18 protein-coding genes and 19 tRNA genes are annotated in these 22,908 nt (G+C 49.4%); 3 read left to right on the top strand and 34 right to left on the bottom strand.

Features of this window, described 5'->3' with window-relative positions:
* Positions 1 to 16: 16 nt before the first annotated feature.
* The 12 genes from AC506A_RS22025 to AC506A_RS21970 all read right to left on the bottom strand — a co-directional run bounded on the left by AC506A_RS22025 (position 17) and on the right by AC506A_RS21970 (position 12,154).
* On the bottom strand, positions 17 to 1,774 hold the full coding sequence (locus tag AC506A_RS22025) for a methyl-accepting chemotaxis protein (protein ID WP_495463146.1): 1,758 nt from the start codon (positions 1,772 to 1,774) through the stop codon (positions 17 to 19).
* Positions 1,775 to 1,924: 150 nt separating this feature from the next.
* Positions 1,925 to 3,928, bottom strand: coding sequence for a glutaminase family protein (locus AC506A_RS22020; protein ID WP_495463145.1), 2,004 nt, complete (start codon positions 3,926 to 3,928; stop codon positions 1,925 to 1,927).
* Positions 3,929 to 4,074: 146 nt separating this feature from the next.
* Positions 4,075 to 5,328, bottom strand: coding sequence for a hypothetical protein (locus AC506A_RS22015; protein ID WP_495463144.1), 1,254 nt, complete (start codon positions 5,326 to 5,328; stop codon positions 4,075 to 4,077).
* 161 nt (positions 5,329 to 5,489) lie between these two features.
* Entirely contained in the window at positions 5,490 to 5,726 is a 237-nt protein-coding gene (locus tag AC506A_RS22010; RefSeq protein WP_495463143.1) for a cold-shock protein, read from the bottom strand.
* Positions 5,727 to 5,909: 183 nt separating this feature from the next.
* Entirely contained in the window at positions 5,910 to 6,137 is a 228-nt protein-coding gene (locus tag AC506A_RS22005; protein WP_495463355.1) for a helix-turn-helix domain-containing protein, read from the bottom strand.
* A 108-nt stretch (positions 6,138 to 6,245) separates the two neighbouring features.
* The gene (locus tag AC506A_RS22000) at positions 6,246 to 6,854 is read right to left on the bottom strand and encodes a glycerol-3-phosphate acyltransferase (protein WP_495463142.1); all 609 of its coding nucleotides are present in this window, start codon (positions 6,852 to 6,854) and stop codon (positions 6,246 to 6,248) included.
* Positions 6,851 to 7,951, bottom strand: a complete 1,101-nt coding sequence (locus AC506A_RS21995; protein ID WP_495463141.1) for a glycosyltransferase family 2 protein — start codon at positions 7,949 to 7,951, stop codon at positions 6,851 to 6,853. Before AC506A_RS21995 ends, AC506A_RS22000 begins: the two co-directional genes overlap by 4 nt.
* Positions 7,952 to 8,162: 211 nt before the next feature.
* Positions 8,163 to 8,537: a PH domain-containing protein gene (locus AC506A_RS21990; protein WP_495463140.1), complete on the bottom strand. Its 375-nt coding sequence runs from the start codon at positions 8,535 to 8,537 to the stop codon at positions 8,163 to 8,165.
* A gap of 53 nt (positions 8,538 to 8,590) precedes the next feature.
* The gene (locus tag AC506A_RS21985) at positions 8,591 to 9,589 is read right to left on the bottom strand and encodes an SPFH domain-containing protein (RefSeq protein ID WP_495463139.1); all 999 of its coding nucleotides are present in this window, start codon (positions 9,587 to 9,589) and stop codon (positions 8,591 to 8,593) included.
* 38 nt (positions 9,590 to 9,627) lie between these two features.
* Entirely contained in the window at positions 9,628 to 10,434 is an 807-nt protein-coding gene (locus tag AC506A_RS21980; RefSeq protein WP_495463138.1) for a TPM domain-containing protein, read from the bottom strand.
* Positions 10,431 to 11,474 carry a TFIIB-type zinc ribbon-containing protein gene (locus AC506A_RS21975; RefSeq protein ID WP_495463137.1) on the bottom strand — a complete coding sequence of 348 codons (1,044 nt, stop codon included), beginning with the start codon at positions 11,472 to 11,474 and terminating at the stop codon, positions 10,431 to 10,433. Before AC506A_RS21975 ends, AC506A_RS21980 begins: the two co-directional genes overlap by 4 nt.
* The gene (locus tag AC506A_RS21970; RefSeq protein ID WP_495463136.1) at positions 11,471 to 12,154 is read right to left on the bottom strand and encodes a PspA/IM30 family protein; all 684 of its coding nucleotides are present in this window, start codon (positions 12,152 to 12,154) and stop codon (positions 11,471 to 11,473) included. The genes AC506A_RS21975 and AC506A_RS21970 overlap by 4 nt, the downstream gene beginning before the upstream one ends.
* Before the next feature lie 217 nt (positions 12,155 to 12,371).
* Here AC506A_RS21970 and AC506A_RS21965 point away from each other — a divergent pair, with 217 nt between their 5' ends.
* Complete coding sequence (locus tag AC506A_RS21965) at positions 12,372 to 16,742, top strand: endo-1,4-beta-xylanase (protein ID WP_495463135.1); 4,371 nt, start codon at positions 12,372 to 12,374, stop codon at positions 16,740 to 16,742.
* Positions 16,743 to 17,317: 575 nt separating this feature from the next.
* On the opposite strand, the gene AC506A_RS21960 is transcribed toward AC506A_RS21965, so the two are convergent.
* From AC506A_RS21960 to AC506A_RS21950, 3 genes are all read right to left on the bottom strand, one after another.
* Positions 17,318 to 17,971 (bottom strand): M48 family metallopeptidase, encoded by a 654-nt coding sequence (locus AC506A_RS21960; RefSeq protein WP_495463134.1) that lies wholly within the window; start codon positions 17,969 to 17,971, stop codon positions 17,318 to 17,320.
* A 3-nt stretch (positions 17,972 to 17,974) separates the two neighbouring features.
* Positions 17,975 to 19,108 carry a YecA family protein gene (locus AC506A_RS21955; protein ID WP_495463133.1) on the bottom strand — a complete coding sequence of 378 codons (1,134 nt, stop codon included), beginning with the start codon at positions 19,106 to 19,108 and terminating at the stop codon, positions 17,975 to 17,977.
* Between the two features lie 100 nt (positions 19,109 to 19,208).
* Positions 19,209 to 20,051, bottom strand: coding sequence for a serine/threonine protein kinase (locus AC506A_RS21950; RefSeq protein WP_495463132.1), 843 nt, complete (start codon positions 20,049 to 20,051; stop codon positions 19,209 to 19,211).
* Positions 20,052 to 20,212: 161 nt separating this feature from the next.
* Between AC506A_RS21950 and AC506A_RS21945 the strand changes: the two genes are divergently transcribed.
* A complete protein-coding gene (locus AC506A_RS21945; RefSeq protein ID WP_495463131.1) occupies positions 20,213 to 20,401 on the top strand; it encodes a hypothetical protein in 189 nt (62 codons plus the stop codon).
* A gap of 126 nt (positions 20,402 to 20,527) precedes the next feature.
* Entirely contained in the window at positions 20,528 to 20,923 is a 396-nt protein-coding gene (locus tag AC506A_RS21940) for a VOC family protein (RefSeq protein WP_495463130.1), read from the top strand.
* A gap of 79 nt (positions 20,924 to 21,002) precedes the next feature.
* Here AC506A_RS21940 and AC506A_RS21935 read toward each other — a convergent pair.
* From AC506A_RS21935 to AC506A_RS21845, 19 genes are all read right to left on the bottom strand, one after another.
* A tRNA-Gly gene (locus tag AC506A_RS21935) sits at positions 21,003 to 21,073 on the bottom strand.
* 8 nt (positions 21,074 to 21,081) lie between these two features.
* A tRNA-Pro gene (locus tag AC506A_RS21930) sits at positions 21,082 to 21,158 on the bottom strand.
* A gap of 21 nt (positions 21,159 to 21,179) precedes the next feature.
* A tRNA-Cys gene (locus AC506A_RS21925) sits at positions 21,180 to 21,250 on the bottom strand.
* A 4-nt stretch (positions 21,251 to 21,254) separates the two neighbouring features.
* A tRNA-Gly gene (locus AC506A_RS21920) sits at positions 21,255 to 21,329 on the bottom strand.
* 7 nt (positions 21,330 to 21,336) lie between these two features.
* Positions 21,337 to 21,420: transfer RNA gene (locus AC506A_RS21915), tRNA-Leu, on the bottom strand.
* 14 nt (positions 21,421 to 21,434) lie between these two features.
* Positions 21,435 to 21,507 (bottom strand) — tRNA-Lys (locus tag AC506A_RS21910).
* Positions 21,508 to 21,511: 4 nt separating this feature from the next.
* Positions 21,512 to 21,587: transfer RNA gene (locus AC506A_RS21905), tRNA-Gln, on the bottom strand.
* A gap of 25 nt (positions 21,588 to 21,612) precedes the next feature.
* Positions 21,613 to 21,688, bottom strand: a tRNA-His gene (locus AC506A_RS21900).
* Between the two features lie 12 nt (positions 21,689 to 21,700).
* Positions 21,701 to 21,785: transfer RNA gene (locus AC506A_RS21895), tRNA-Tyr, on the bottom strand.
* 4 nt (positions 21,786 to 21,789) lie between these two features.
* Positions 21,790 to 21,865, bottom strand: a tRNA-Thr gene (locus tag AC506A_RS21890).
* Positions 21,866 to 21,887: 22 nt separating this feature from the next.
* Positions 21,888 to 21,963 (bottom strand) — tRNA-Phe (locus AC506A_RS21885).
* 15 nt (positions 21,964 to 21,978) lie between these two features.
* A tRNA-Asp gene (locus AC506A_RS21880) sits at positions 21,979 to 22,055 on the bottom strand.
* 35 nt (positions 22,056 to 22,090) lie between these two features.
* Positions 22,091 to 22,167: transfer RNA gene (locus tag AC506A_RS21875), tRNA-Met, on the bottom strand.
* Between the two features lie 21 nt (positions 22,168 to 22,188).
* Positions 22,189 to 22,264: transfer RNA gene (locus AC506A_RS21870), tRNA-Val, on the bottom strand.
* Between the two features lie 11 nt (positions 22,265 to 22,275).
* Positions 22,276 to 22,350, bottom strand: a tRNA-Glu gene (locus AC506A_RS21865).
* A 5-nt stretch (positions 22,351 to 22,355) separates the two neighbouring features.
* A tRNA-Ser gene (locus AC506A_RS21860) sits at positions 22,356 to 22,446 on the bottom strand.
* A gap of 7 nt (positions 22,447 to 22,453) precedes the next feature.
* A tRNA-Asn gene (locus AC506A_RS21855) sits at positions 22,454 to 22,529 on the bottom strand.
* Between the two features lie 17 nt (positions 22,530 to 22,546).
* A tRNA-Ala gene (locus AC506A_RS21850) sits at positions 22,547 to 22,622 on the bottom strand.
* An 8-nt stretch (positions 22,623 to 22,630) separates the two neighbouring features.
* Positions 22,631 to 22,707 (bottom strand) — tRNA-Ile (locus AC506A_RS21845).
* Positions 22,708 to 22,908: the final 201 nt, after the last annotated feature.

Below are 22,908 nucleotides of genomic sequence, written 5' to 3'. Positions count from 1 at the left end.
ATGTGGCCTTCATTTCTTATAGAGTAAACTTCTCAATCGCTTCTTCCAAACCGGAGCTTCGCTGCTTCAGCAGATCTGTCGTAACCGCAATTCGCTTGGCCGCTGCCATTTGGTCGGCAGACATCTTCTGCACCAAAGCGGTGTTGTCCGCTGCCGTATTCGAAATCTGCGAGATTTGCTCTACCGATGCAGCCACCTCTTCCGAACCGGCCAGCACCTCTTGCGCAGCTGCGGAAATCTCCTGGATTTGACTGTTTACCAGATTGAAGCGGTCGACCGTCTGATCAAACATCCTCTCCACATGACCAGACAGCTCCGTGCTCCTCGTCATCTCTTCGCTGCCTTCCATCATTCGTTTGCCAATATAAGCAGATTCCTGCGCAATTTGCCCAAGCAGCGAAGTAATGTGACTAGCGGACAGAGAGGATGCTTCCGCCAACTTACGTACCTCACCGGCTACAATGGCAAAACCGGAACCATGCTCGCCGGCTCTTGCCGCCTCGATGGAAGCATTCAGTGCCAATAGCTTGGTTTGATCCGCAATACTCGAGATGGAGGCGAGCACCGGTTCCATTTCGTGCATAAACGCATTCAGCGCCAAGACGGAATCATTCGTCTGCTTCGCCACATCGGAGATGGCGACCACTTGCTCTCGTAACTGATGAATGGATTTGCGGCCTTGCTCCGCGGAATCAAGTGCTTCTACAGAGGCGCTCGAAACCTGGGAAGACGCCTCGGATACGCGCTGGATCGCGTACGTAATTTCCTCCATCGATTTGGCGCTTTCCTCTGCTCCGATACGCTGATGCTGCGCGCCATCCGCCAATAGCGTAATGGATAGCTCAAGCTGTTCGTTCAAGTCGACCAGTTGCCCCGCCTCTGAACCAAACTGATCCGTGGAATGAATGAGGTCCTGCGTCGTTACCTGCATATCCCGAACCACGTTGCCAAGCGTAACGCCAAGTCTGTCGCTCATTTTGTTCATAGCCGCGAAGGCCTGTCCGATCTCATCAGGCGAGTTCACTCGCGTCCTCCCAAGATGACCTTTCGCAGCAGCGAAGTCTCCTCCGGCCATCGCTTCTGCCCCTTTCACAACAATCCTTAGAGGCCGTAACGCGCGGGATAGAAACACGGCGATGAGTATAAAAACAAGCAAGATCACGATGCCCATGATGATAAACAACGGTGTGCTGGATTTCAGAACTTCCTTATAAATGGTCGTGGATACCGATATATCCGTATCAATACCAATGGCGCCAATGACCGTACCGGATTCATTGCGAAGCGGCGAATAAGCCGAAATATAAGTACCGTAATCGGGATTATGAATAATTCCGGATTTGGCTGATTTCCCCTCTAGCACTAAAGCTATTGCATCCTTCGGCATATCGGTAACTTCGCCGATTGGGGACGCATCATCATCGTCTCTAGGCTGACCATCGATCAGAATGATCGGTTCGCCCTTGTCGTTAATTTGAATCGTATATACATACAAAGCGCCTATCCGCTGGCGATAATCATTCATGGCGTCACGAATTTGCCAATACAGATCGTTCTCCTTAGCATCTTGCATATAGGGTTCATACTGCTTGACATCGAATTGCCCCGCATAGGCCTCGGCTGTGTGCATGCCAAAACTGCCGATTGCTTCTTCGCTTGCTTTCCTCGTGTTCTGGACCTGCAAGTAGATCAAGCTTGTAGACAGGATTACGAGAGTAGCCAAAATAAGAACAGATAACTTTACTGCCAGCCGGCTTCTAATGCTTAAGAACATGATACGTATACTCCTCCTGCAGACCTATGTAATTGCTTACATCCTAGTTTACCACAATCTTTCCGCCAAAACTCCCCAAAATATCCCACAAAACAACAAAAAACGACCCCAAAAGGTCGTTTTATCATCCCTATTAACTAATAGGCTGCACTATGCCTTCATGATTCCTTTGTCCTTCAGCACCTTCATAGAGATGCCTCCTACTACACTGCGATGCTGGAAATTCAGCGCTCTTGCCGACAACGTGTCGGTCCAATCGGAGAACATCACGCGGTCCGCCGTGTCGTTCAGCATCTGCCAGATCGGTTCGATCAACGCGGTGAAGGTTGATTGTTCGTCAGCCAATGCCGCTGACCATACAAGCCAATCCGACTTCGTATAGGTTGCGCGGCTGTCCAGCGGCGTACCGTACTTGTTGCTATGCTTCAAGTACCAAGCGACTTCCTTCTGAATCATCGCTTTGTCAAACAATTCCGTGCCGAACAATTGATCCCAGATCAAATTATATTTCAAGCTCCAGCTGCCCTCTTGCCCGAAAGCCAGTTTCGTGTGGTCGCCGTCATCAGCGAGTGCTCCCCACTGATCAGCCATTTCTTTGGCTGCGTTCCGGTAGCGAGCAGCCTCATCGGTTTTGTTCTGCAGCTTCTTCAGAATCGAGAAACTCGCTACGCCCATAATCGCTTTTACAGATAAGTTCGCATTCCGAGCTAGATGGCCGGCAAAATCATCCGTGCACAGCTGATTCTCCGGGTCCAATCCATGCTCCAGCAAGTACTCCGCCCACTCTGTGAAAACGTCCATTTGGCTGAAAATATAGTCTTGGTTACCGCCAGCCAAACAAACCGCTGCAGCCATGACCAGCATGTTGCCGCATTCCTCAACAGGCATCTGCCCTTCTCTTGCGTTCTCACTATATACCTGACCGTTACCAATTGGATACTGCCCGATATCATGCGGCGCGAATTCGAACGGCCACGAATCGCTTCGGGTGTACTTCATGATCGGACGGATCATCGCCTCAACCAATGATGAATTGTAGAGCAGGAACAATGGAACAGAAGGGTAGCTCACGTCTACAGTTGCCATACAGCCGTTACTGTAACACTCTTTGGACAGGAACAGCAGCTCCCCATCCGTATCCGTCACAAGCTTGTGCGCCGCAATCGCCTGGCGATAAGACAGCGCTAGAAGATCCCCATATTTCTCTCCGCCTGACTTTACTCCATCGGCCACAATCTCCTGATCGAATGCCGCGCAGCGCTCGATTAACGCGTTGTATTCAGCGAAAGCAGCCGCAATCATTTCGTCTGTGCTTTGGCCATTTCTTTTCCAGTAAGCCTGCAGCTGATCGCCGAAATAAGTAACGGAGTACACATCATCATAAGCCAATACGGCCAGCTCGGATACCGGCGACGTGCCAACTTCGCCCAGATCATAGACGAGTGCCATAACTGGATTTCCGTTAGCAACCACCTGAGGCGTTGCAGCCGGCTCATTCGTTAACTTCTCATTGCGCACGAAGAGTTTGCGCAAATTTGCTGAATGCAGATAAGCACGCGTTTGCTCCGACTTCTGTGCGGTTAAATAGAAGTGACCCCAATCGATGCGATGATCGTCACCGGACCGATTCATGTACGCTTGCTGTTCATGACTCATTTTCATCACGAACAACTCATTGTTCTCTTTGAATTCCGAAACGATGGCCTGTGAAGGCTGATCCACGCACCACTCTCCGGTTACGTCGAAATAAACGCTTACCTCATGCGTACGTCCATCGAGCGCTCGAACCTCAAACGCCACATAAGAAGCAGGTCTCGACAACACATCCAAATCAGTCAGCAGCAGCGGAGTCGTGAATCGAATAGTCAATGCGATACCGGCTGCCTCAAATGTATAGATCGTGCTGAGCGGCGTGACCTTTAAGCTGGTTTGCGTAAGTGCCGGAGGCTCGGAATAATAACGCTCTGCCTTCGGTTCAACGCGACCTGCAAAGCGGTAAGGCATCCCGTCAATTCGGATAAGCCCTGTCATGGCATGTCGTTGTCCCGTCCAATGGCGGGTGAAATCATCGGTTAAACGGTCAGCTGTTGACCATACGCTGAAATAAGGATCTACCGTTACTAAAGGTACTGCGGCTGGACGAATCGGATTCATGGTTTGAACATCCTCTCAATGATATGTATATAAAAACCATAATGTATATATAAAACATAATATATATACGTAATTTTGTATATAGGTAATTCGGAAGTGGGCAAAAGAAAATCCACAACCCGTGAGGTTGTGGATTTAAGCTCGATCTAATTCGTATCGGATAATAGCATTTGGCGATATCTCTCGTCCTGTGCCGGGATTGTTTGGCCTCGCAGCTCCCAGAACGCATACAGACATTTATTAAATAAGCGGTCATTCTTAATGTTTCGTGCCTCGGATGTCACCTCAAGCAGGACGTCGATTCCTTCTTCGAAGGAGCCGATCTTACTCAGATAGGTCGAATAAGCGAATTGAAAATCCAATACGGTCTTCTGCTTGACCCACGTATCCCGCTCTTTGGAAATATCATCGATAATATGCTGGTATCTCTGGACGAGAGCCTTCGCATCCTCCAACCTGTCTAACTCGACATAGGTCCTGAGCAATCTTGGCAGCCCTACGTAGAGATCATCACGCTCAACCAACCAGGCCAGATACTCTTCTGCGTAATCCAGAATTCCGAAGTCCAAGTAGGCGGCATGCCGATTCCCGATCGCGAATTCGCTGAATGGCTTGTTCACTTCCGAGTAGCGATCAATTTGCTCGAGCACTTCATCCAGCGTACCTCCAAGCCTCGTTAACGAGAACCCTTTGTACATCAAAGCATAGCCCAAATGGTTGCCATAAGAAGCAATGCTCTCTAATTTCTCGGCATAATATTTGACCTCTTTCCAGTCTTCGCGCCTGTAATAGAAGACGGTAATCCATAGGAAGGCGTCTCTGCGAACGTCAACGGGCAAATAATGAATATATTCCAGTAATGTCGATAAGGCGTGCTGCGCCCGGTCCGTCGTAATGAGAATGAAAAACCGCCGGAAATAACAAATCGCAAATTCACTCGAGAATCGGTCCGGGAAATTTTCAATGATCGATTCGTAGAGAAAGAGCGCCTCCGTCTCCTTACTTTCATGAAACAAACGCTCCGCCACCGAGAAAATATTGAGCATTTGTTTGCTTCGTAAATATTTGGAGTTCTCCTCTAATATGCAGCCAATCATGAGACCCGCTTCCAGATTCCGACCGTTCAGCATGCAGCTGTACAGAAATTGACTGCTTCTGCTTTTATGCACATGCTCGCTGTCACTGAAGTACTCTTCGAAATAAAGGGCGTACATGCTCCCGGGCGGCAATCCGATGGCCATTGTGATTTTATCCAATTGCGTAGGTGTAAGTGCCTTCTTCTGGCTAAAAATCCGGCTAACCTCGCTGATATGGATGTCGGCCTGTGAAGCCAAATCGGAATAATTCCAGTTTTTTATCTTCATATGTTCCAGAATTTTCGCGAGTAAAGTTCCATTCATCGTTATCACCACACCGTTATAGGCTCATGTTATGTATACTTTCATTTAATGTTATTTGTATTTTACTAAATACAGCGATCATTTAATAATGTTAATTGGTGGATATGCAGGCGATCTCAACCACGACAAAAAAGCCGACCAGCTGCGGTCGGCTTTCTTCATTACGCCTTCGGCGTGACGTTCTTTAAGGCTGTCTTCAATTCGGAGCTGGAATTATGCAATATAGGGAGATCTTTCATACTGTTAATCATCGGAGACTTACATTGCGCGCATGTCGGAACTTCCGCAAACGAATAACTGTTCCTCATCCAACCATTGCAACCTTCCTTCGTACATGACCAAATGGCTGTCATTTCGTTCGGCAAATCCTCAATGGGTCTTTTCCGTGAAAAATACATTAGCAAGTCCTCCCCTTCTCTAACCACTATAAAAAAAGTCACACACCGAATCAGGCAACATCGCACCTTTTCAGTATGTGACATTAAGTCTCATATACTATACGTGAACCAAACTATACCACACTATCGCCGATTTAGCGAAAGAAACCTTTTCATGGAGCCTATATAGTGACCGGTTCAATCCTATTTCTGCGCGAGAATTTCATCGATTTCGCTCTTGAGGAGCAAATAGCGATGAACGCTTCGCATGATCGGAACCTTGGTTAGTTTATGTTTTTCTACGTAAATCTTCATATGATCCTTGGAGAGGCCTAGCGATTTGCCGGCTTCCGTCACCGTTAACACAACTTCATTGCTCGTTGCATTAAATGTTTCTTTCACTTTTAAATTCCAGTCGTTAAACCCCTGCATATAAGGTAACCTCACGTTTCTGTTTCATCCAATATTTTATTATACCATGAAATTGGACTTATTCCTAAACCAGATGCAGGAAATGTAAGGAAAAGCGCAGCTGTGCGATCAATCCGTTCGTTTGCGTACAATAACGCGCAGCTCCCTTCGATGAGAATAGACTAACAACAGGAAATTGATCATTCCGAACAGAAGGACTGCGCCGGAATAGTTTGCAAGAAATAGGAGTAGCACAAGCAGCAACATACCGAGCACAACTTGAAATGCATCTGCTTCCGAGGTGGATGGCTTTCCTCTGTTGAGTAACCGACCTGACAATAGCAGCACTGCCAGAATAATGGCATAAGCGAGCGAGGCGGCGAATCCCGTAAGCCCGCTCCAGACGCCGAATGTTACTGCGATCGCTTTGCCTCCCCTAAAGCGCAGAAAAGGCGAGAAGATATGACCGATAATTGCCGCAGCGGACGGAAAGATGATACCCGTGCCCGTCACAGCGTTAGTATGTACAAGCCAGAATATCAGTATAAATCCTTTAAGAAAATCAAGGGCAATACCCGTCAAACCGTACGTATATCCAGCTGCCCTCCACAAATTCAGCGCTCCGGGATTGCCATCGCCCTGCTCCTTTAAATTATGCTTCGCCATTAAGCCAAGCCAATAAGAACACATAAGCGATCCGGAAAGGTAAGATAGGACCGTCCATAGGATCAGCATCATTTTCTCCGAGCCCCTACTTCAATACTCCGACCTTTCCAAGCCACTCGTCCAAAGAAGACGACCTGGTAGATGGAATACAGCATGATCATCAGAAAAAAAACAGTGCTCAAGAAATGAACGGCAGGCAGCCATTTGCCAAATCGACCTGTATAGTGAACAAAAAAATAAATTTGCACGGTGTAGAGCACGTATCCGATCGCGAGCGGCACTCCCCAGGAGGTCCCTAGGAAGAACGGAGTTGCCTCCACCATAATCAGACCGACCAGCCAAACCGCCACGAGCAGCGTCGTACGTAAACTGAGCTTGCTTGTACTAAGCACCGCCCCTTTGCTGAAGCCTTCAATTTCACTGCGAATGCCACCGGGATACATCCTGAAGGATACCTTATCGTACCCAATATAATTCACGACCGGGATTCCCGCTTCCATGAATTTAGCCCCCAGGTTCAAGTCATCCAGCAGCTCGCCTTTAATGCCCTCATGGCCTTGCACCTTGTCATATTGCGTTCTTGTTGTGAGAATACATGACCCGTATAACCCCTTCGTAGCATTCGTCCGCTCCATAGGTGACGTAAACGCAAACAAGCCCAGGAGGTTGGGAATTAGGGCTAATTTCTCGTAGAGCTTCTCTGCCTGGTGATACGGTACGACCGAGATCGTCCCACCGACCTGCTCTCTCGCCTCGATGAGCGCCTGCAGCGCATCCGGTGCGAGCCGGACATCGGCATCCAGAAACGCAATCAGCTCGCCGGTGCTCTGCAAGTAACCGTTCCAGACAGCCCAGTTCTTACCTGTCCATCCCAAGGGCAGCGCAGGGCTCGCAATGACTTTGACTCCATAGCTCTCTGCAATCGCACTTGTCTGATCCTCGGAATGATCATCTACGACGATAATCTCAATTTCTTCTATGGTTTGGGCTCGAAGAGAGCTCAGAAGATGCGGCAGATTGCCTTCTTCATTCCTAGCTGGGATAATGACGGACAGCTTCCGCTGCGAAGGGGGAGCATTATGAAGATAGACAGGAATCGTATTTCTACGGAATAATAGTAAACCCGCAGCACACGCACCCATCAACACAGCAATAATCAGCATCCCCATTCCATTACCCCCTAGGACTTGGTTTATGGCTATAAGTAGAATATATGGCATCGATGTATGGATCTATGAACTTATTTCGGGCAACCCCAACTAATCCCTTTTTTCTGATCTCTATTATTTCTGTAATCACGGACACTGTGCGTAAACATGAACAAAAAGAGCGCCAGATTCGGCGCTCCCTCCTATGACCGCTAACACGATGCTTTACGGATTAGTCACGTAAAAGCGCATTAGCAATCAGCATATCAAACTTGCGAATATCCACACCTTTTTGCAATTTCACTTTAATATGGCCCGCCCGTGTCCACAACTCAACCTCAGCATTGATGTCGAGGAACCCGCCGGCGTTCTCTGTGGACCACATATTAATCGAGGAATAAGGGAGGGAGTAGATCTCGATCTTCTTGCCGGTGATGCCTTGTACATCTCTTACGATCAATCTTTTGTTCGTGAATACAGCGGTGTCGCGGAAGGTTTTGTAAGCAGTAACCGCTACTTCTCCTGCCACAAGCAGCACATTGACATCTTGCGGTATTGGACACTCCGATACCAAGGTCCACTCTAGAATGCTCTGAGCACCTGCCATCCACTTAGCCCCCTATTAACTTGCGGAAATAAGAATGCTGTCAATCTCCATACCTAACCCAGCTTCTGACCGCAATTCGGGCAGAAGTTGGCTCCTTCATTCTTGGCCCCGCAATTGGGGCAGAAGTTCGGCTTCTTGTTTGCCGCCGTGGATGAAGGAGCCGACGCTGTTTCCGGACTTTTATCTTCCGCAGGCTGCTGATGCTGGTTTTGATTCATATTTTTCAGCATCTCATTAGCCATATTCATGCCCATCATCATGCCGGCCATATCCGCAGCAGCACCGCCGCCATGCACTTTTCCTGATGAAATGCCATCTGTCATGCTCACCTGCTGATATTTCTGCAAATTGCCGATCATCTCATGCGAAGCCGTCTTCGTAATCATATCCTGAATTTCTTGCGGATAATTGAAGCTCATCACGTGGAAACCCGTGATCGCGATTCCGATGTCCATCATTTGCATATCCAAATCCTCGCGAATGCCCTTCGCAATGTCCGATGCGTTCGCCTGCAGATTAAACATATCCTTACCTTCGCGGCTAATCCACTTCATCAGCAGTTGATCAAGCACGGCAGTCATTCGGATTTTGACATCCTCGACCAAATAATCTTGTTTGACCCCGGCGATCTTGTCGATCAGCGCCATATAGTCACTTACTTTGAAAATAAACGTGCCGTTGGCGCGAATCGGCATCCCGCCCGGCAGTTGCGGAGTCGGAATCAGTACCGGATTCTGCGTGCCCCATCTCACGGTAAACTCCTTCGTATTCACGAAGAGAACCTCTACCCTCATGCCGCTGTTGAAGCCGAACTTAAACCCTTTCAGCGTAGACAAGAAGGGGATGATGTCCGAATCGATTTGGAATGAGCCTTCATCCTTGAAAATCCCTTCGACCTTGCCGTTATTCAGAAAAACAGCATCCTGGCCGGCGCGAATAATGAGCTTGCTCCCCTTCTTAATCTCGCGGTTGCTCCACTTCCAGAAAATCATATCATCCCTGAATTCTTCCCATTCCACAACGTTTGAGAATTGATTGCCGAAAAGCCCCATTCCATTCCCATCCCTTCTATAGTCCGCTTGTTTGGCTATTAAAAAGAACCTCTGCTTCCGCTATGAGAGTGACCTCCGCTGCTCGTACCACCGCCACCGCCACCGCCGCCTGAACCGCGACCTTTGTTCTTCGGAATTCTGCTTTTGGTAACCGTCGTCCGCATATACTGATCCGCCTGATCCAATACGCCTGATGTACTGGAATCCTCATACGTTGCCCGATTAACGGTGATGCGGCCGCCTGAACGGTATACCATCACACTGACGACAATACCTCCAATGACTACAGCAGCTCCCAGCTGAAACCAAATGGTAAACAAGATATTATCGGGATTCACGCCGGGTTTGAACCCCATATACTTGTGCGATAGCGTGATATACCTGCTAAATGCTTCTGCATATTCACCGCGCGTTAAATCCGGGGAAATCGCGTTGCGTATCTTATCCAGCCTGCCGCTGTCGAGATAGTTTTCCGCTATACCAAAGCCGGCCAAGTAAACCTGACGATTGTTCATGTCCATGGTCAAGATAACAGCATTACCGTGTGCCTTATCGTACCCCGGTGCCTGATTATCATAGAAATCCTCTGTCATCAGCTGGACATCCCGGTTCTCCTTATTATCGGATGTAAGAATGATGATGTCCGTCTCTCGATCAGCTCCGTATTTAGTCGCCAAAGCGGTCAGCTCAACCTGTTCTTTTTCACTAAGCAGATGCGCCTGATCAAAAATCAGCTTCTTGCTCGCCGTCGTTGCCGCCGCTATAGGCATTACGGGTATCATTAACGCCATCAAACAAATCGCGAACAAGATGAGAGCTGCTAGAATCTTAGCGTGTCTTCTCATAAGAACCCGCCTCCCAGCATCCAGGAAACGACCTTTAAACCCACGAATGAAACGGCAGAAACCCCAGCAAACCATGCGGTTACCTTCGCTTTACTGATCGGAGGTTTGCCCACGACTTTCCCCGTCTGACCGTTCATCGCAAACGTGTACTCCCGCCGATTATAGTTGTACCTAATCATCCATACGGGAAGCAGCACATAATCCGCCTGTTTCACTGTTGTGTCAATTTGCTTGTCGGTGTACATCACGCTCGAATACCCTTGTACCGTCGAAGAAATATACGCATCGATGTACGAGCTCGTTTTCTCCTTGGCCCGCGGGAATAACTGTTCATCATTATAGCTATATTTCTCCGCCATATAGCCTGCCAGATAAGGTGTCTTGAAAGCTTTCAACTGGTCATAGGGAAACGGCTCCAGCTTATCCATCAGCTCATCATTCATTTTCTCCGATGCATCGATTGGCAGTCTTACATAGTTCAGCTCGATTTTGCGATAGATGTTAAAATGCTGTGTCTCCGTATACCTATAGTCGCCTTGCGTATAGATTCTAACCCTAGTTCCCTGACCGTGAACCTCAATACCGTTGTTCAAATCATAAAGCCAGAAGGGGACGTACATCCCGGTAATCCCCGCGATCCGATCCGCTGTCATAAACCCTTTGGGCGTAAGCAAACCGTTCCTGCACCATTTCTTGAACGCCTTCATCGCAGCTTCCTTCGAAATCGTAAAGGGAATCACCTTCACCGGGGCAAAATCACCCGACAGCCGATCGCTCAGCACTACGGCAGATCCGCAAAAGCTGCATGTCGTTGCGCTTGTCTCCCGCTCGGTCACGATGACAGATCCGCAGCTGTTGCAGTGATACTCCTTCACCTCGTCTTCCGTGAACGTCTGCTTCTTCAGCGGATCGGGAATTTGTTCGACAGCATCCTGTCGTCCGCAACTTGGACAAGATAACGTCCCTGAGCCCGCGTCAAACACCATGCCGCTGCCGCAATTGGGACACTTATACTCAATAACCGCCGCCACTTCGCTCACCTCGACTTTAATCTTTCCTTGATTGCTGCGAGCTCTTCTTCAGGTGTTGTCTTTACAGTCGCAGCAGCCGAACCCGCTGCCGCATCCTTCTCCAGTTGAGCGATCAACACGTCCAGATCCTCTTCCTGTGCCCCGGCCCTAAGTTCGGCGAGAGCCGTCGCCTCGTTTATGGCCTGGTTCGCCTTCTCTTCCATGGCGTTGAAGGCAGCGCTCGCATCGCCGCCAGCTTGCTGCTGCGCTTTTGCATCCGCCATCTTCCCTTTCAGCTCTGCATGCCGCACTTCCAGCTGCGCCAAATCGGACACGAGCTTATCCTCCATATGTTTCATCATCGTTGCCTTCGCAGAAGTCCGGTCATAAGCAGCCTGCAGCTCTGTGCATTTCTCCGCTTGCTTCGATTTGAGATCTAGGAATTTGAGCGCATTCTCATCCTCACCGGACTCCGCAGACTTCTCCGCATAACGCTGCAGCTTCTTGACCTCGGCGCTGCATTCGTCCAACTCCCTCTTGGCTCTGCTCTCACCCAGCAGCACCGCCGCCGTCTCCGCTTTCACTTGGCCCAGATCACTATGTAAGCTCTGCATATATGTCTTTACAGTCTTCTCCGGATCATCCCCACGGTCTAGCAACCCATGCGTGTTGGCTTTCATCACGTCCCTGAACCTCGATAAGATACTCACCACAAGCTCCTCCTTCGAAGTCTTCCATTATCTCCTATACTACATCAAATCGGCTCTAATATTTAATTAGTACAATATATTGTTTACTTCTTCTGGTAAAACAAGTTTTTAACACAGGCTATAATCAAGGGTAAGAATGGAAAGGAGGTTGAATCAGCTTACCGTTGTAAGCGCTTTATTTGTATGTACCACTATACTTCGCAGGGGGATGCAAGACATGACTAGAACAATCAAACGAGTACTCTCGATTTTGCTGGCAGCAGCTTTGCTTATTCCTTCCGGCCTGCTGGCTCCGGTTGTGAAAGCCGCGGCTGCAGAGACGACCGTAGTTTACCACGAGGACTTTGCTAGCGGCAGAGGGGCTGCCACGCAATCCGGCGGTGCGAGCTTGACGCAAGTAACCGGCAAAGTGTTTGACGGCAATGCCGACGGGGCGGCTCTATCGGTAAGCAACAGAGCAAACACCTGGGACGCGGCAGATTTTAAATTTAGCGACATCGGGCTCGAAAACGGTAAAACCTACACCGTCACCGTGCAAGGTTATGTGGACTCGGGTACTGATGTACCTGGCGGCTCGCAAGCCTATCTGCAAACGGTTAACAGCTACGGCTTCTTAGCTGGCGCTGACTTAGTCGCCGGTGCGGCTTTCACGCTGACGAAAGAATTTACGGTGGATACGAGCAAAGATACAAGCCTGCGTGTTCAATCGAGCGAAACCGGCAAAACCGTGCCATTCTACGTCGGTGACGTCCTCATTACCGCTGAGAAACCAGCGACAGATGTGGAGACGGTCTACCACGAAGCTTTTGCAAGCGGCAAAGGGGCTGCTGCGCAATCCGGCGGCGCGAGCTTAACGACAGTTACCGGCAAAGTGTTTCACGGTAACGCCGACGGGGCAGCTCTATCCGTAAGCAACAGAGCAAACACTTGGGACGCGGTTGATTTCAAATTCAGCGATATCGGGCTCGAAAACGGTAAGGCCTATACCGTAACCGTGCAAGGTTATGTTGACCCGGATACCGTTGTGCCTGACGGCTCGCAAGCCTATCTGCAGACGGTTAACAGCTACGGCTTCTTGGCAAGCGCTGACTTAGCAGCCGGTACTGCTTTCACACTTACGAAAGCGTTTACCGTGGATACGAGCAAAGATACAAGCCTGCGTGTTCAATCGAATGAAACCGGCAAAGCCGTGCCGTTCTACGTTGGCGATATCCTCATCACCCAGCAAGTAACACCGGAAGAGCCTGAGGTAGAAGAACCGAGGCCACCGGCTTTGGATTTCAATACCGTTACGTTTGAGGATCAAACAGCCGGCGGATTTGTAGGCCGGGCAGGTACGGAAACGCTAACCGTAACCAATGAAGCTAATCATTCCGAAGAAGGTTCTTACGCTTTGAAAGTGGAAGGACGCACAGATTCGTGGCATGGACCGACATTGCGCGTAGAGAAGTATATAGATAAGGGCTCCGAGTACAAAATTACAGCCTGGGTGAAGCTGATCTCTCCTGCAAGCTCACAGCTTCAGCTCTCCACGCAGGTTGGTCAAGGAAGCAGTGCCAACTATGTTCAGCTTGCAGGCAAAACAATCAGTGCAAGCGACGGCTGGGTGAAGTACGAAGGTACCTACCGTTACAACAATGTAAGCAGTGAGTTCTTATCGATCTATGTAGAAAGCTCCACTAACAAAACAGCTTCCTACTATATCGACGATATCAGCTTTGAAAGCACAGGCTCTGGCCCGATCTCCATTCAGAAAGATCTGGCTCCGATCAAAGATACCTACCAAGACGATTTTCTGATCGGCAACGCGATCTCCGCGGAGGATCTGGAAGGCGTCAGACTTGAGCTTCTGAAGCAGCATTTCAACGTCGTTACAGCCGGCAACGCCATGAAGCCGGATGCGCTTCAGCCTACGAAGGGCACCTTCACCTTTACGGCGGCCGATGCACTTGTCGATAAAGTGCTCGCTGAAGGGATTCAGATGCACGGGCATGTACTGGTATGGCATCAGCAATCGCCTGCATGGCTGAATACGACTAAGGATGGCGATAACAACACGATTCCACTGAGCCGTGAAGAAGCGCTTACTAATTTGAAGACCCATATCCAAACGGTCATGGAGCATTTCGGCAGCAAGGTCATTTCATGGGATGTCGTCAATGAAGCGATGAACGATAACCCGTCTAATCCGGCGGACTGGAAGGCGTCACTTCGCCAAACGCCATGGAATAACGCGATCGGAACGGACTATGTCGAGCAGGCGTTCTTAGCAGCACGAGAAGTGCTGGACGCGCATCCAACTTGGGACATGAAGCTCTATTACAATGATTATAACGAAGACAATCAGAACAAAGCGCAAGCGATCTACAACATGGTCAAAGAAATAAACGACAGATATGCGGAAACACACCCTGGCAAACTCTTGATCGATGGTGTCGGTATGCAGGCGCACTACAGCGTAAATACGAATCCGGACAATGTGAACCTGTCCTTGGAGAAATTTATTTCTTTAGGCGTAGAAATTAGCATTACGGAGCTCGATATTCAGGCCGGAAGCAACTACCAGCTTTCCGAGCCGCTTGCCAATGCCCAAGGTTATCTATACGCGCAGCTGTTTGACATCTTCCAAGCGCATGCTGCAGCGATCAAACGCGTTACCTTCTGGGGCATGGATGACAATACGAGCTGGAGAGCCGCTTCCAACCCGTTGTTGTTTGATAAGAACCTCCAGGCCAAACCGGCTTATTACGGCGTAAGCGACCCGGCCGTATTCATGGAAGAGCATCAGCCTGATTTGGCGGAAGCCAACCAATCCACAGCCAAATTCGCTACACCGGAAGTCGACGGAACGGTTGATGAGAGTTGGAGCCAAGCCCCGGAAATACCGATCAACCGGTATCAGACGGCTTGGCAAGGAGCGAGCGGCGTTGCCAAAGCGCTCTGGGATGAGCACAATCTCTATGTATTGGTACAGGTTAGCGACGCACAGCTCGACAAAACAAGCGTAAATAAGTATGAACAAGATTCCGTCGAAATCTTCCTTGATCAAAACAATGCCAAGACATCGTTCTATCAAGATGATGACGGTCAGTACAGAGTAAACTTTGACAACGAGACATCGTTTAATCCGTTAAGCCTTGCAGACGGGTTCGAATCCGCAACAAAGGTTTCGGGAACCAACTACACAGTTGAAGTGAAAATCCCGTTGACTTCAGTCACGCCGGTCAACGACAAGAAGCTCGGTTTTGACGTACAAATCAATGACGCGAAAGAAGGCTCCCGCCAAAGCGTTACGGCATGGAACGATACAACCGGTAATGGTTATATGGACACGTCCGTATACGGCGAACTTACGCTTACCACTGCTGCGACCAATCCAATCGGTGGCGGCACTGTCAGCCTGCAAACAGGCAGCGTCCAGAACCAGAACGGCGTCGTTACGATCATTCCCGCTATAGAGACGGATAACGGACGTGCCATCGGTACAGTTTCCAGCGACAATTTGAAAAAGGCGCTGGAGCAAGCCGCTCCGGCAGCAAACGGCGAGAAACAAATCGTCATCAAGCTGCCGAAGCAAGCGAACGCGGCATCGTATGAAGTACAATTGCCGACGCAAAGTCTGAAAGGACAAGATGCTTTCGTTCTGTCGGTGAAGACCGAGAACGCAACCATCCAAATTCCAAGCAACATGCTGTCCAACGTAACAGAGAAGGCCGATCAAGTATCCATCCGAGTAGGCAAAGCTTCAACAGACAGCTTGGATGCCGCTACCCGCGAGTTGATCGGCAGCCGTCCGGTTATCGATCTGAATTTAGTCGCTGGCAACTCTGTCTTGGCATGGAGCAACCCTAATGCGCCGGTATCGGTTGCGATCCCTTATACGCCTACAGCGGAAGAGCTTAGCAATCCGGATCATATCGTCATTTGGTACATCAATGGTGAAGGCAACGCGACACAGATTCCAAACGGTCGATATGATGAGGCAAGCCAAACGGTTGTTTTCCAAACGACCCACTTCAGCACCTATGCGGTAGGCTCCGTGTTTAAGACCTTCGGGGACCTGCAGCATGTACCTTGGGCCAAACAAGCCGTAGATGTTATGGCATCGCATGCTATCATCAAAGGGACAACTGCGAACAGCTTCTCACCCGCAGCCTCCATCAAACGAGCAGACTTTATTGCTCTTCTCGTAAGAGCACTTGAACTGCCTGGCACAGGCAAAGAAGGAGCGATGTTCAGCGATATCCAGCAATCCGCTTATTATTACAACGAGCTGGTCATTGCGAAGGAACTTGGAATCGCGACCGGCTTTGCGAACAATACCTTCCAGCCAGAGCGCACAATCTCCCGTCAAGATATGATGGTGCTGACGACACGCGCACTGGCAGCTGCCGGCAAGTCGGTCGAAACATCGGGAGCTCTAGACGCATTTGCTGACGCTGCAAGTATTTCCGACTATGCACAAGACAGCGCTGCAGCTCTGGTGAAATCCGGAATCGTTAACGGCAAGAACGGCAACATCGCGCCGCACGAATCACTCACTCGCGCCGAAACGGCAGTTATTCTGTACCGCATTTGGAATCTGTAAGCATACGGACCGATTAGGCAGGGCTCCCCAGCCCCTCACTATCACTTATGAGAATTCTATGATCCAGCATTAACCTAGGTTCGGTTTACATAAGGCGATCTGCCTTGTCTAAATTGAGCCTAGGTTATTTTATTAAGATCTGCCTGCTAGACAGGTGGTTGGCGACTATCTTGCCATCCATCCTAATGAGTACGTCCTGTTTGTTTTTCGATGCTCTAACGAATCGTACGGGTCTTATTTGCCCATTCATGGCTCCAAAAACATTCTAACGAATCGTAGGAGTTCAATTTTACAGTTTTTGAGTAGTTGGGAGCCATTTATCCCCAAATAAGCCCTCTACGGTTCGTTAGATTCTCGAAGCCCCGAAATTCGGCACAATAAGCCCTCTACGGTTCGTTAGATTTTCGCGGAATCAAGATGAGGAGTTCAAGATGGGTGTGTCACCATATAAACGCGGTTGATGTTATAAATTACATAGATAAAAAAAATAGCCGTCGAGACTATATCGACAGCCTGAACCACATTCGAATAGGATTGTGGTTCATTCTTTGTTGGAGGCTAGACGCGTGCAAACACTAGAGCGTCATAGCCTGCCCATACCGCGCCAGGTATGCTTCCTTCTCTTTGTAGTCCGGCATGACACTCCCTACAAGTCTCCAGAACGACCGATCATGATTCATATGCGATAGGTGGCACAGCTCATGAACAATGACGTAATCGGTGACCTCGGTCGGAGCCATGGCCAGACGATAGTTAAACGTGAGTTGTTTCTTCGAGCTGCAGCTTCCCCACTTTGTGCTGGACTCTACGATCTCGATCGACTTCGGCGCGACTTTCAGCTGTTTCTGATAGATTGGAATGCGTTCCAATACAACCTTTTTACAGCTGGAAAAATAAAACTTTTTCAATCGTTGCCTGAGCTCTTCTTCGCTCTCTGCCTTTGTATCAATTAATTCGCTCAACAAACACAATTTGCCCAGATGGAGGAACTTCCCCTCCTCCTGATACTCCTTCATCGTCAGCACTTCACGGGATTTCTCAATCCGATCAAGCTGTACCTTAATCGCCGGTCCATGCTGCTTCACTGCATTTATGATCATCTCGTCGCTGGTGCCGTTTGGAGCCTTAACAGTAATGAAACCGGAAGGCTCGATCTGGATAGAAAGCTTCTTACCAGGCCCGTATGCGACATGAACGTCGACGGTTCGCTGTTCGAGTTGAATCTCCATACCCTACAGGCAGCACTTTTTATGTTTTTTCCCGCTGCCGCATGGGCACGGTTCGTTTCTTCCGATTTTCTCGGATGCTGTCGGGAACTGGATCACATTGGTGTTCTGCTCTGGCTTAGGTCTTAGCTCATCCGGAGTAAACCCGCGATTGGACCACATTCTCGTATTGTTATGCACATTAATAATTAGCGGCATAACATCCTTAAGCTGCTTCTTGTTCAAGTGGATCTTGCGCTGATCAAACTCTTCCATAATGACGCCAAGCGGCTCTTCCATTGAACATGCGAACTGGATATCATCTGCGAGCGCTTCAGCCAACTTCTCCACTTTGCCTAGATCCTGCATGATGTAGTTCTTCAATGCCTCAAGCTGCGGCGTCTTCTCGAAATAATCGATATCCGCATAACGCAGGAGCTCTTCTTTGGGAGGAATGTAGTACGGCTTATCCTTCACGCTCTCCAAGAACGCTTCATAATCGTCCAAGTCTTCTCCATCTAGGTCATTGTTAAATAGAAATCCACGCTGAATATCCCAAGTCAGCACCTTATCTGAGACGGATAAACGAATTTCATGGAGCTTCTCCTCCGTTAAGCTAACGCCGTTCTGGTCGTTGATAATCTCGATGAGTTTGGGCACCGGGCAGATCCCATACAGGTTCGCCGCAGCTTCCAAGTACCGCAGCACCAGTTGGTTGACGCTGCGTTCTTTCTGGAACGATTTTCGATCCAGCATCTTATACGCGGCTTTGACTTCCTCCGGCATAACAAAGAACAGCTCGTCCCCTTCCAGGAAGCTGAATACCAACCCTTTATCCATCAAAAATAAGTAAGCATCGGCATAAATCGCATTGTCCTGAATGTACGGAACTTCGAGAAGCCGGTTCACAAGCTCCCATTCCTGCGGCTCAGCTGTAAGGAAAGCCGTCTGTACTTGCGTCATACTCGTAATTCGATCGCAAAGCGCATCTACGAGCTCCTGCTTCTTCAGCTTGGAGCGCCCCGCTAGCGCGCAATTTGCAGCAATGAAATTCAACCGATCCTTGGTTAATTGTCCAAGGATGTCGTTCAAGCTAGTCTTAACCGCACCTTTAATCGCATTGTTCACGTTCAGCTGCAGCATTTCTTTTTGAAAATCCATACCTAAACCCCTTTACAATTCAAACAATATATATAGATTGTACCTTAATCTGGCTCTCAATTGAAGGGAATGGTAGTATTAAGCAATTTTGTCCAACCATCTACTCCCTACAGGCCGGCCCTTCCAGCGCCTCCAATGTTCGATCAAGCTCCTGCTCGCACGCTTCCGCCGCCTGCCATCTGTTCTCCAGCAGTCCTTTCACAAAGTCTTTTACCACTGGATCAAGCTCCAGTTCTTCCTCCCAGCCTCGCTCCTCCTGTCCTTCATGCGGCATGTAACCTGCATACATGAGAAACAAGAAGAGATGACCGAGACCATACAGATCGCTTGCCGGTTCAGGTACACGCATCCGGTGCTTCACCGCTCCCCAGCTGTCCGCGAATCCGCTCGGCTCACCTATGTCAGATGCAGACTCTTCGCCTATTCGGCAAGCTAAGCCGACGTCGATGACAACCAGCTGATCGCCGCTCACCAGAACATTCGGGATACGCACATCCCGATGAATATACCCGGTCTCATGCATATATCGCAGCGGCTGCAGCAATTGCCGAACGAGGAGCAAAGCCTCATGCTGACTGTATTTTTTCTCGCCTACCATTACGGCATGCTCCAAACTATAGCCATCAACCAGCTCCATGACGAGCACCATTTCTCTGCCATGCTTGGTATAATCCAACCACCTCGGAATTTGCGGATGATGGAGCCTTTGAAGGATGTCGCTCTCCCGCTTTAGCATCTTACGGGCCATGCTGCGCTTGCTCGGCTTACCTCGCTTCATAAGCACGACTACACCGCTTCTCAGATCCGTACACCGATAGGCTTGACCGTAGCTGCCCATCCCTAGGAACTGCTCAATGCGATACCTGCCCGCCCAAACCGCGCCTCCCCGGAGCGGATAATCCAGCCAGTTCATCCAACGTTCCCGCCACCTTGCACCAAACATCCGCATCCCTCCTTTCCTTCACTTACGGTTGAAGGTGATGCTCGGTTTCTAATCGGTTCGTAAATAGGCGATTTATAACGAAACCTGATTCGAAACGCTGCGTATTATTTTACAAGTCTAAAGCGCTTCCACTTCATTAACATATAGGAGGTCCAATGCGTATGATACGACACCTTCTGAATCGTCTCATCAGCTCCCTGCTCGGCCGCAAGCATCACGGTTCACACGGTCATTACGGCCATCAACATCACAGCAGCAGCGATTATAAGAAAGGCAGCCATTACCCGCCGCATCACTCCAATTATGGCCATGGGCATTACAAGAAGAAGCATGGCAGCTATAGCAGCTAGCTGCGTTTGGAACCCGACCTTTCTTGGTCGGGTTTTATTTTTATTTTGTGATTTGTTATGGATCAAGTAGGAAAGGAAACCCTATTAAAAGAATCAAGTAATGAAGTCTAAATCGTGGAGGTAATCATGGGAAGAGTCATTCATTTCGAGATTCATGTCGATGACATGGACCGTGCTAAGAAATTTTATGGAGAGGTATTCGGCTGGACATTTGAGGATTACAGCAGCTATGCCGGAATGCCCTACTTTGGAGCCGTGACAGGCGACGCTGACGCAATGGGAATCAACGGTGCTTTGATGCAGCGCCATGGTGCTTCTCCACAACCTGGTCAAGCCGTGAATGGTTTTGCCTGTACAATGGGGATCGGGGACTATGATGCGACTGAGGCCAAAATTCTTGAGCATGGAGGCACAATCGCGTTACCGAAATATGCACTGCCTGGCATGGCGTGGCAAGGGTACTATATCGACACCGAAGGTAATATTATTGGAATTCATCAGCCGGACGAGAATGCAAAATAGAAAATTACGTGCGATCTGCAATCGAATGCAAAAGAAGCCTTTTATCCGTCGGGATAAAAGGCTTCTTTATCTTTAGAAAAGCGGGTGATGGGAATCGAACCCACGCTATTAGCTTGGAAGGCTAAAGTTCTACCATTGAACTACACCCGCAAAAAAAATGGTCGGGATGACACGATTTGAACATGCGACCCCCTGGTCCCAAACCAGGTGCTCTACCAAGCTGAGCTACATCCCGCGATCGAAAACAAAACATTCAAGGCGCCACCCAGATTCGAACTGGGGGTGAAGCTTTTGCAGAGCTCTGCCTTACCACTTGGCTATGGCGCCATGATGGAGCGGAAGACGGGAATCGAACCCGCGACCCTCGCCTTGGCAAGGCGATGCTCTACCGCTGAGCCACTTCCGCAGGGTGATGCGGTCAAGAGGACTCGAACCTCCACGTCATTGCTGACACTAGAACCTGAATCTAGCGCGTCTGCCAATTCCGCCATGACCGCGTAACAAGATAAAGTGAGCCATGTAGGACTCGAACCTACGACACCCTGATTAAAAGTCAGGTGCTCTACCAACTGAGCTAATGGCTCAAAATGGCTGGGGATCTAGGATTCGAACCTAGGGAATGACGGAGTCAAAGTCCGTTGCCTTACCGCTTGGCTAATCCCCAACATGAAGCTTTTGTTAAGTAAAAATGGGGCGACCGATGGGAATTGAACCCACGAATGCCGGATCCACAAACCGGTGCGTTAACCACTTCGCCACGATCGCCATGTAAAAATGTGGTGGAGGATGATGGATTCGAACCACCGAACTCGAAGAGAGCAGATTTACAGTCTGCCGTGTTTAGCCACTTCACTAATCCTCCATGATGGTGCCGGCGATAGGAGTCGAACCCACGACCTACTGATTACAAGTCAGTTGCTCTACCAACTGAGCTACACCGGCGTATGAAATTACAATTTAAAAATGGTGGCTCGGGACGGAATCGAACCGCCGACACGAGGATTTTCAGTCCTCTGCTCTACCGACTGAGCTACCGAGCCGAACTTTTAATTAAATGGCGGAGCCGACGGGATTCGAACCCGCGGTCTCCTGCGTGACAGGCAGGCATGTTGGGCCACTACACCACGGCTCCGCATTATTAGTGCTCGGTAATCAACCGAATTGTTTTGGTTGCGGGGGCAGGATTTGAACCTGCGGCCTTCGGGTTATGAGCCCGACGAGCTACCGAGCTGCTCCACCCCGCGATAATATAAGTAAAACAGATATGGTGGAGGCTGACGGGATCGAACCGCCGACCCTCTGCTTGTAAGGCAGATGCTCTCCCAGCTGAGCTAAGCCTCCAGGGAAATGAATGGTGACCCGTAGGGGACTCGAACCCCTGTTACCTCCGTGAAAGGGAGGTGTCTTAACCACTTGACCAACGGGCCCTATCTGGCGGAGAGCGAGAGATTCGAACTCTCGAGACGCGGTTAGCGCCTACACGATTTCCAATCGTGCTCCTTCGACCACTCGGACAGCTCTCCAGATGAATGGCTCCCCGAACAGGACTCGAACCTGTGACAACTCGATTAACAGTCGAGTGCTCTACCAACTGAGCTATCAGGGAATAGGTTAATCATAATTTGGTGGAGCCAAGCGGGATCGAACCGCTGACCTCCTGCTTGCAAGGCAGGCGCTCTCCCAGCTGAGCTATGGCCCCAAAGGGAATGGTTGGCCTTAGTGGACTCGAACCACCGACCTCACCCTTATCAGGGGTGCGCTCTAACCAGCTGAGCTAAAGGCCAATAAAAAACCCACTGCTAGGTGGGTGTGTATTCAATATAGGTGAAAATCACACCCTGAAAACTGGATACGAACCTTTGCGAAGGTCTTGTTTAGCTGATCTTGATCCGAAGTTGAACATCCGAGCGAATGTTCGTAGGATAAGCCCTCGACCGATTAGTATTCGTCAGCTGCATGCATTACTGCACTTCCACCTCGAACCT

The organism is Paenibacillus sp. N22P23 (assembly GCF_059383735.1).
This window is presented reverse-complemented; position numbering and strand designations above follow the sequence as displayed.

What these genes read in the sequence shown, in the direction of transcription:
- AC506A_RS21965 (WP_495463135.1), top strand. Translation starts at nt 12,372, where the DNA reads ATGACTAGAACAATCAAACGAGTACTCTCGATTTTGCTGGCAGCAGCT.
- AC506A_RS22010 (WP_495463143.1), bottom strand. Translation starts at nt 5,726, where the DNA reads ATGTATTTTTCACGGAAAAGACCCATTGAGGATTTGCCGAACGAAATG.
- AC506A_RS22005 (WP_495463355.1), bottom strand. Translation starts at nt 6,137, where the DNA reads ATGCAGGGGTTTAACGACTGGAATTTAAAAGTGAAAGAAACATTTAAT.
- AC506A_RS21960 (WP_495463134.1), bottom strand. Translation starts at nt 17,971, where the DNA reads ATGGAGATTCAACTCGAACAGCGAACCGTCGACGTTCATGTCGCATAC.
- AC506A_RS21995 (WP_495463141.1), bottom strand. Translation starts at nt 7,951, where the DNA reads ATGGGGATGCTGATTATTGCTGTGTTGATGGGTGCGTGTGCTGCGGGT.
- AC506A_RS21940 (WP_495463130.1), top strand. Translation starts at nt 20,528, where the DNA reads ATGGGAAGAGTCATTCATTTCGAGATTCATGTCGATGACATGGACCGT.
- AC506A_RS21945 (WP_495463131.1), top strand. Translation starts at nt 20,213, where the DNA reads ATGATACGACACCTTCTGAATCGTCTCATCAGCTCCCTGCTCGGCCGC.
- AC506A_RS21985 (WP_495463139.1), bottom strand. Translation starts at nt 9,589, where the DNA reads ATGGGGCTTTTCGGCAATCAATTCTCAAACGTTGTGGAATGGGAAGAA.
- AC506A_RS22000 (WP_495463142.1), bottom strand. Translation starts at nt 6,854, where the DNA reads ATGATGCTGATCCTATGGACGGTCCTATCTTACCTTTCCGGATCGCTT.
- AC506A_RS21990 (WP_495463140.1), bottom strand. Translation starts at nt 8,537, where the DNA reads ATGGCAGGTGCTCAGAGCATTCTAGAGTGGACCTTGGTATCGGAGTGT.
- AC506A_RS22015 (WP_495463144.1), bottom strand. Translation starts at nt 5,328, where the DNA reads ATGAATGGAACTTTACTCGCGAAAATTCTGGAACATATGAAGATAAAA.
- AC506A_RS22025 (WP_495463146.1), bottom strand. Translation starts at nt 1,774, where the DNA reads ATGTTCTTAAGCATTAGAAGCCGGCTGGCAGTAAAGTTATCTGTTCTT.
- AC506A_RS21950 (WP_495463132.1), bottom strand. Translation starts at nt 20,051, where the DNA reads ATGTTTGGTGCAAGGTGGCGGGAACGTTGGATGAACTGGCTGGATTAT.
- AC506A_RS21955 (WP_495463133.1), bottom strand. Translation starts at nt 19,108, where the DNA reads ATGGATTTTCAAAAAGAAATGCTGCAGCTGAACGTGAACAATGCGATT.
- AC506A_RS21980 (WP_495463138.1), bottom strand. Translation starts at nt 10,434, where the DNA reads ATGAGAAGACACGCTAAGATTCTAGCAGCTCTCATCTTGTTCGCGATT.
- AC506A_RS22020 (WP_495463145.1), bottom strand. Translation starts at nt 3,928, where the DNA reads ATGAATCCGATTCGTCCAGCCGCAGTACCTTTAGTAACGGTAGATCCT.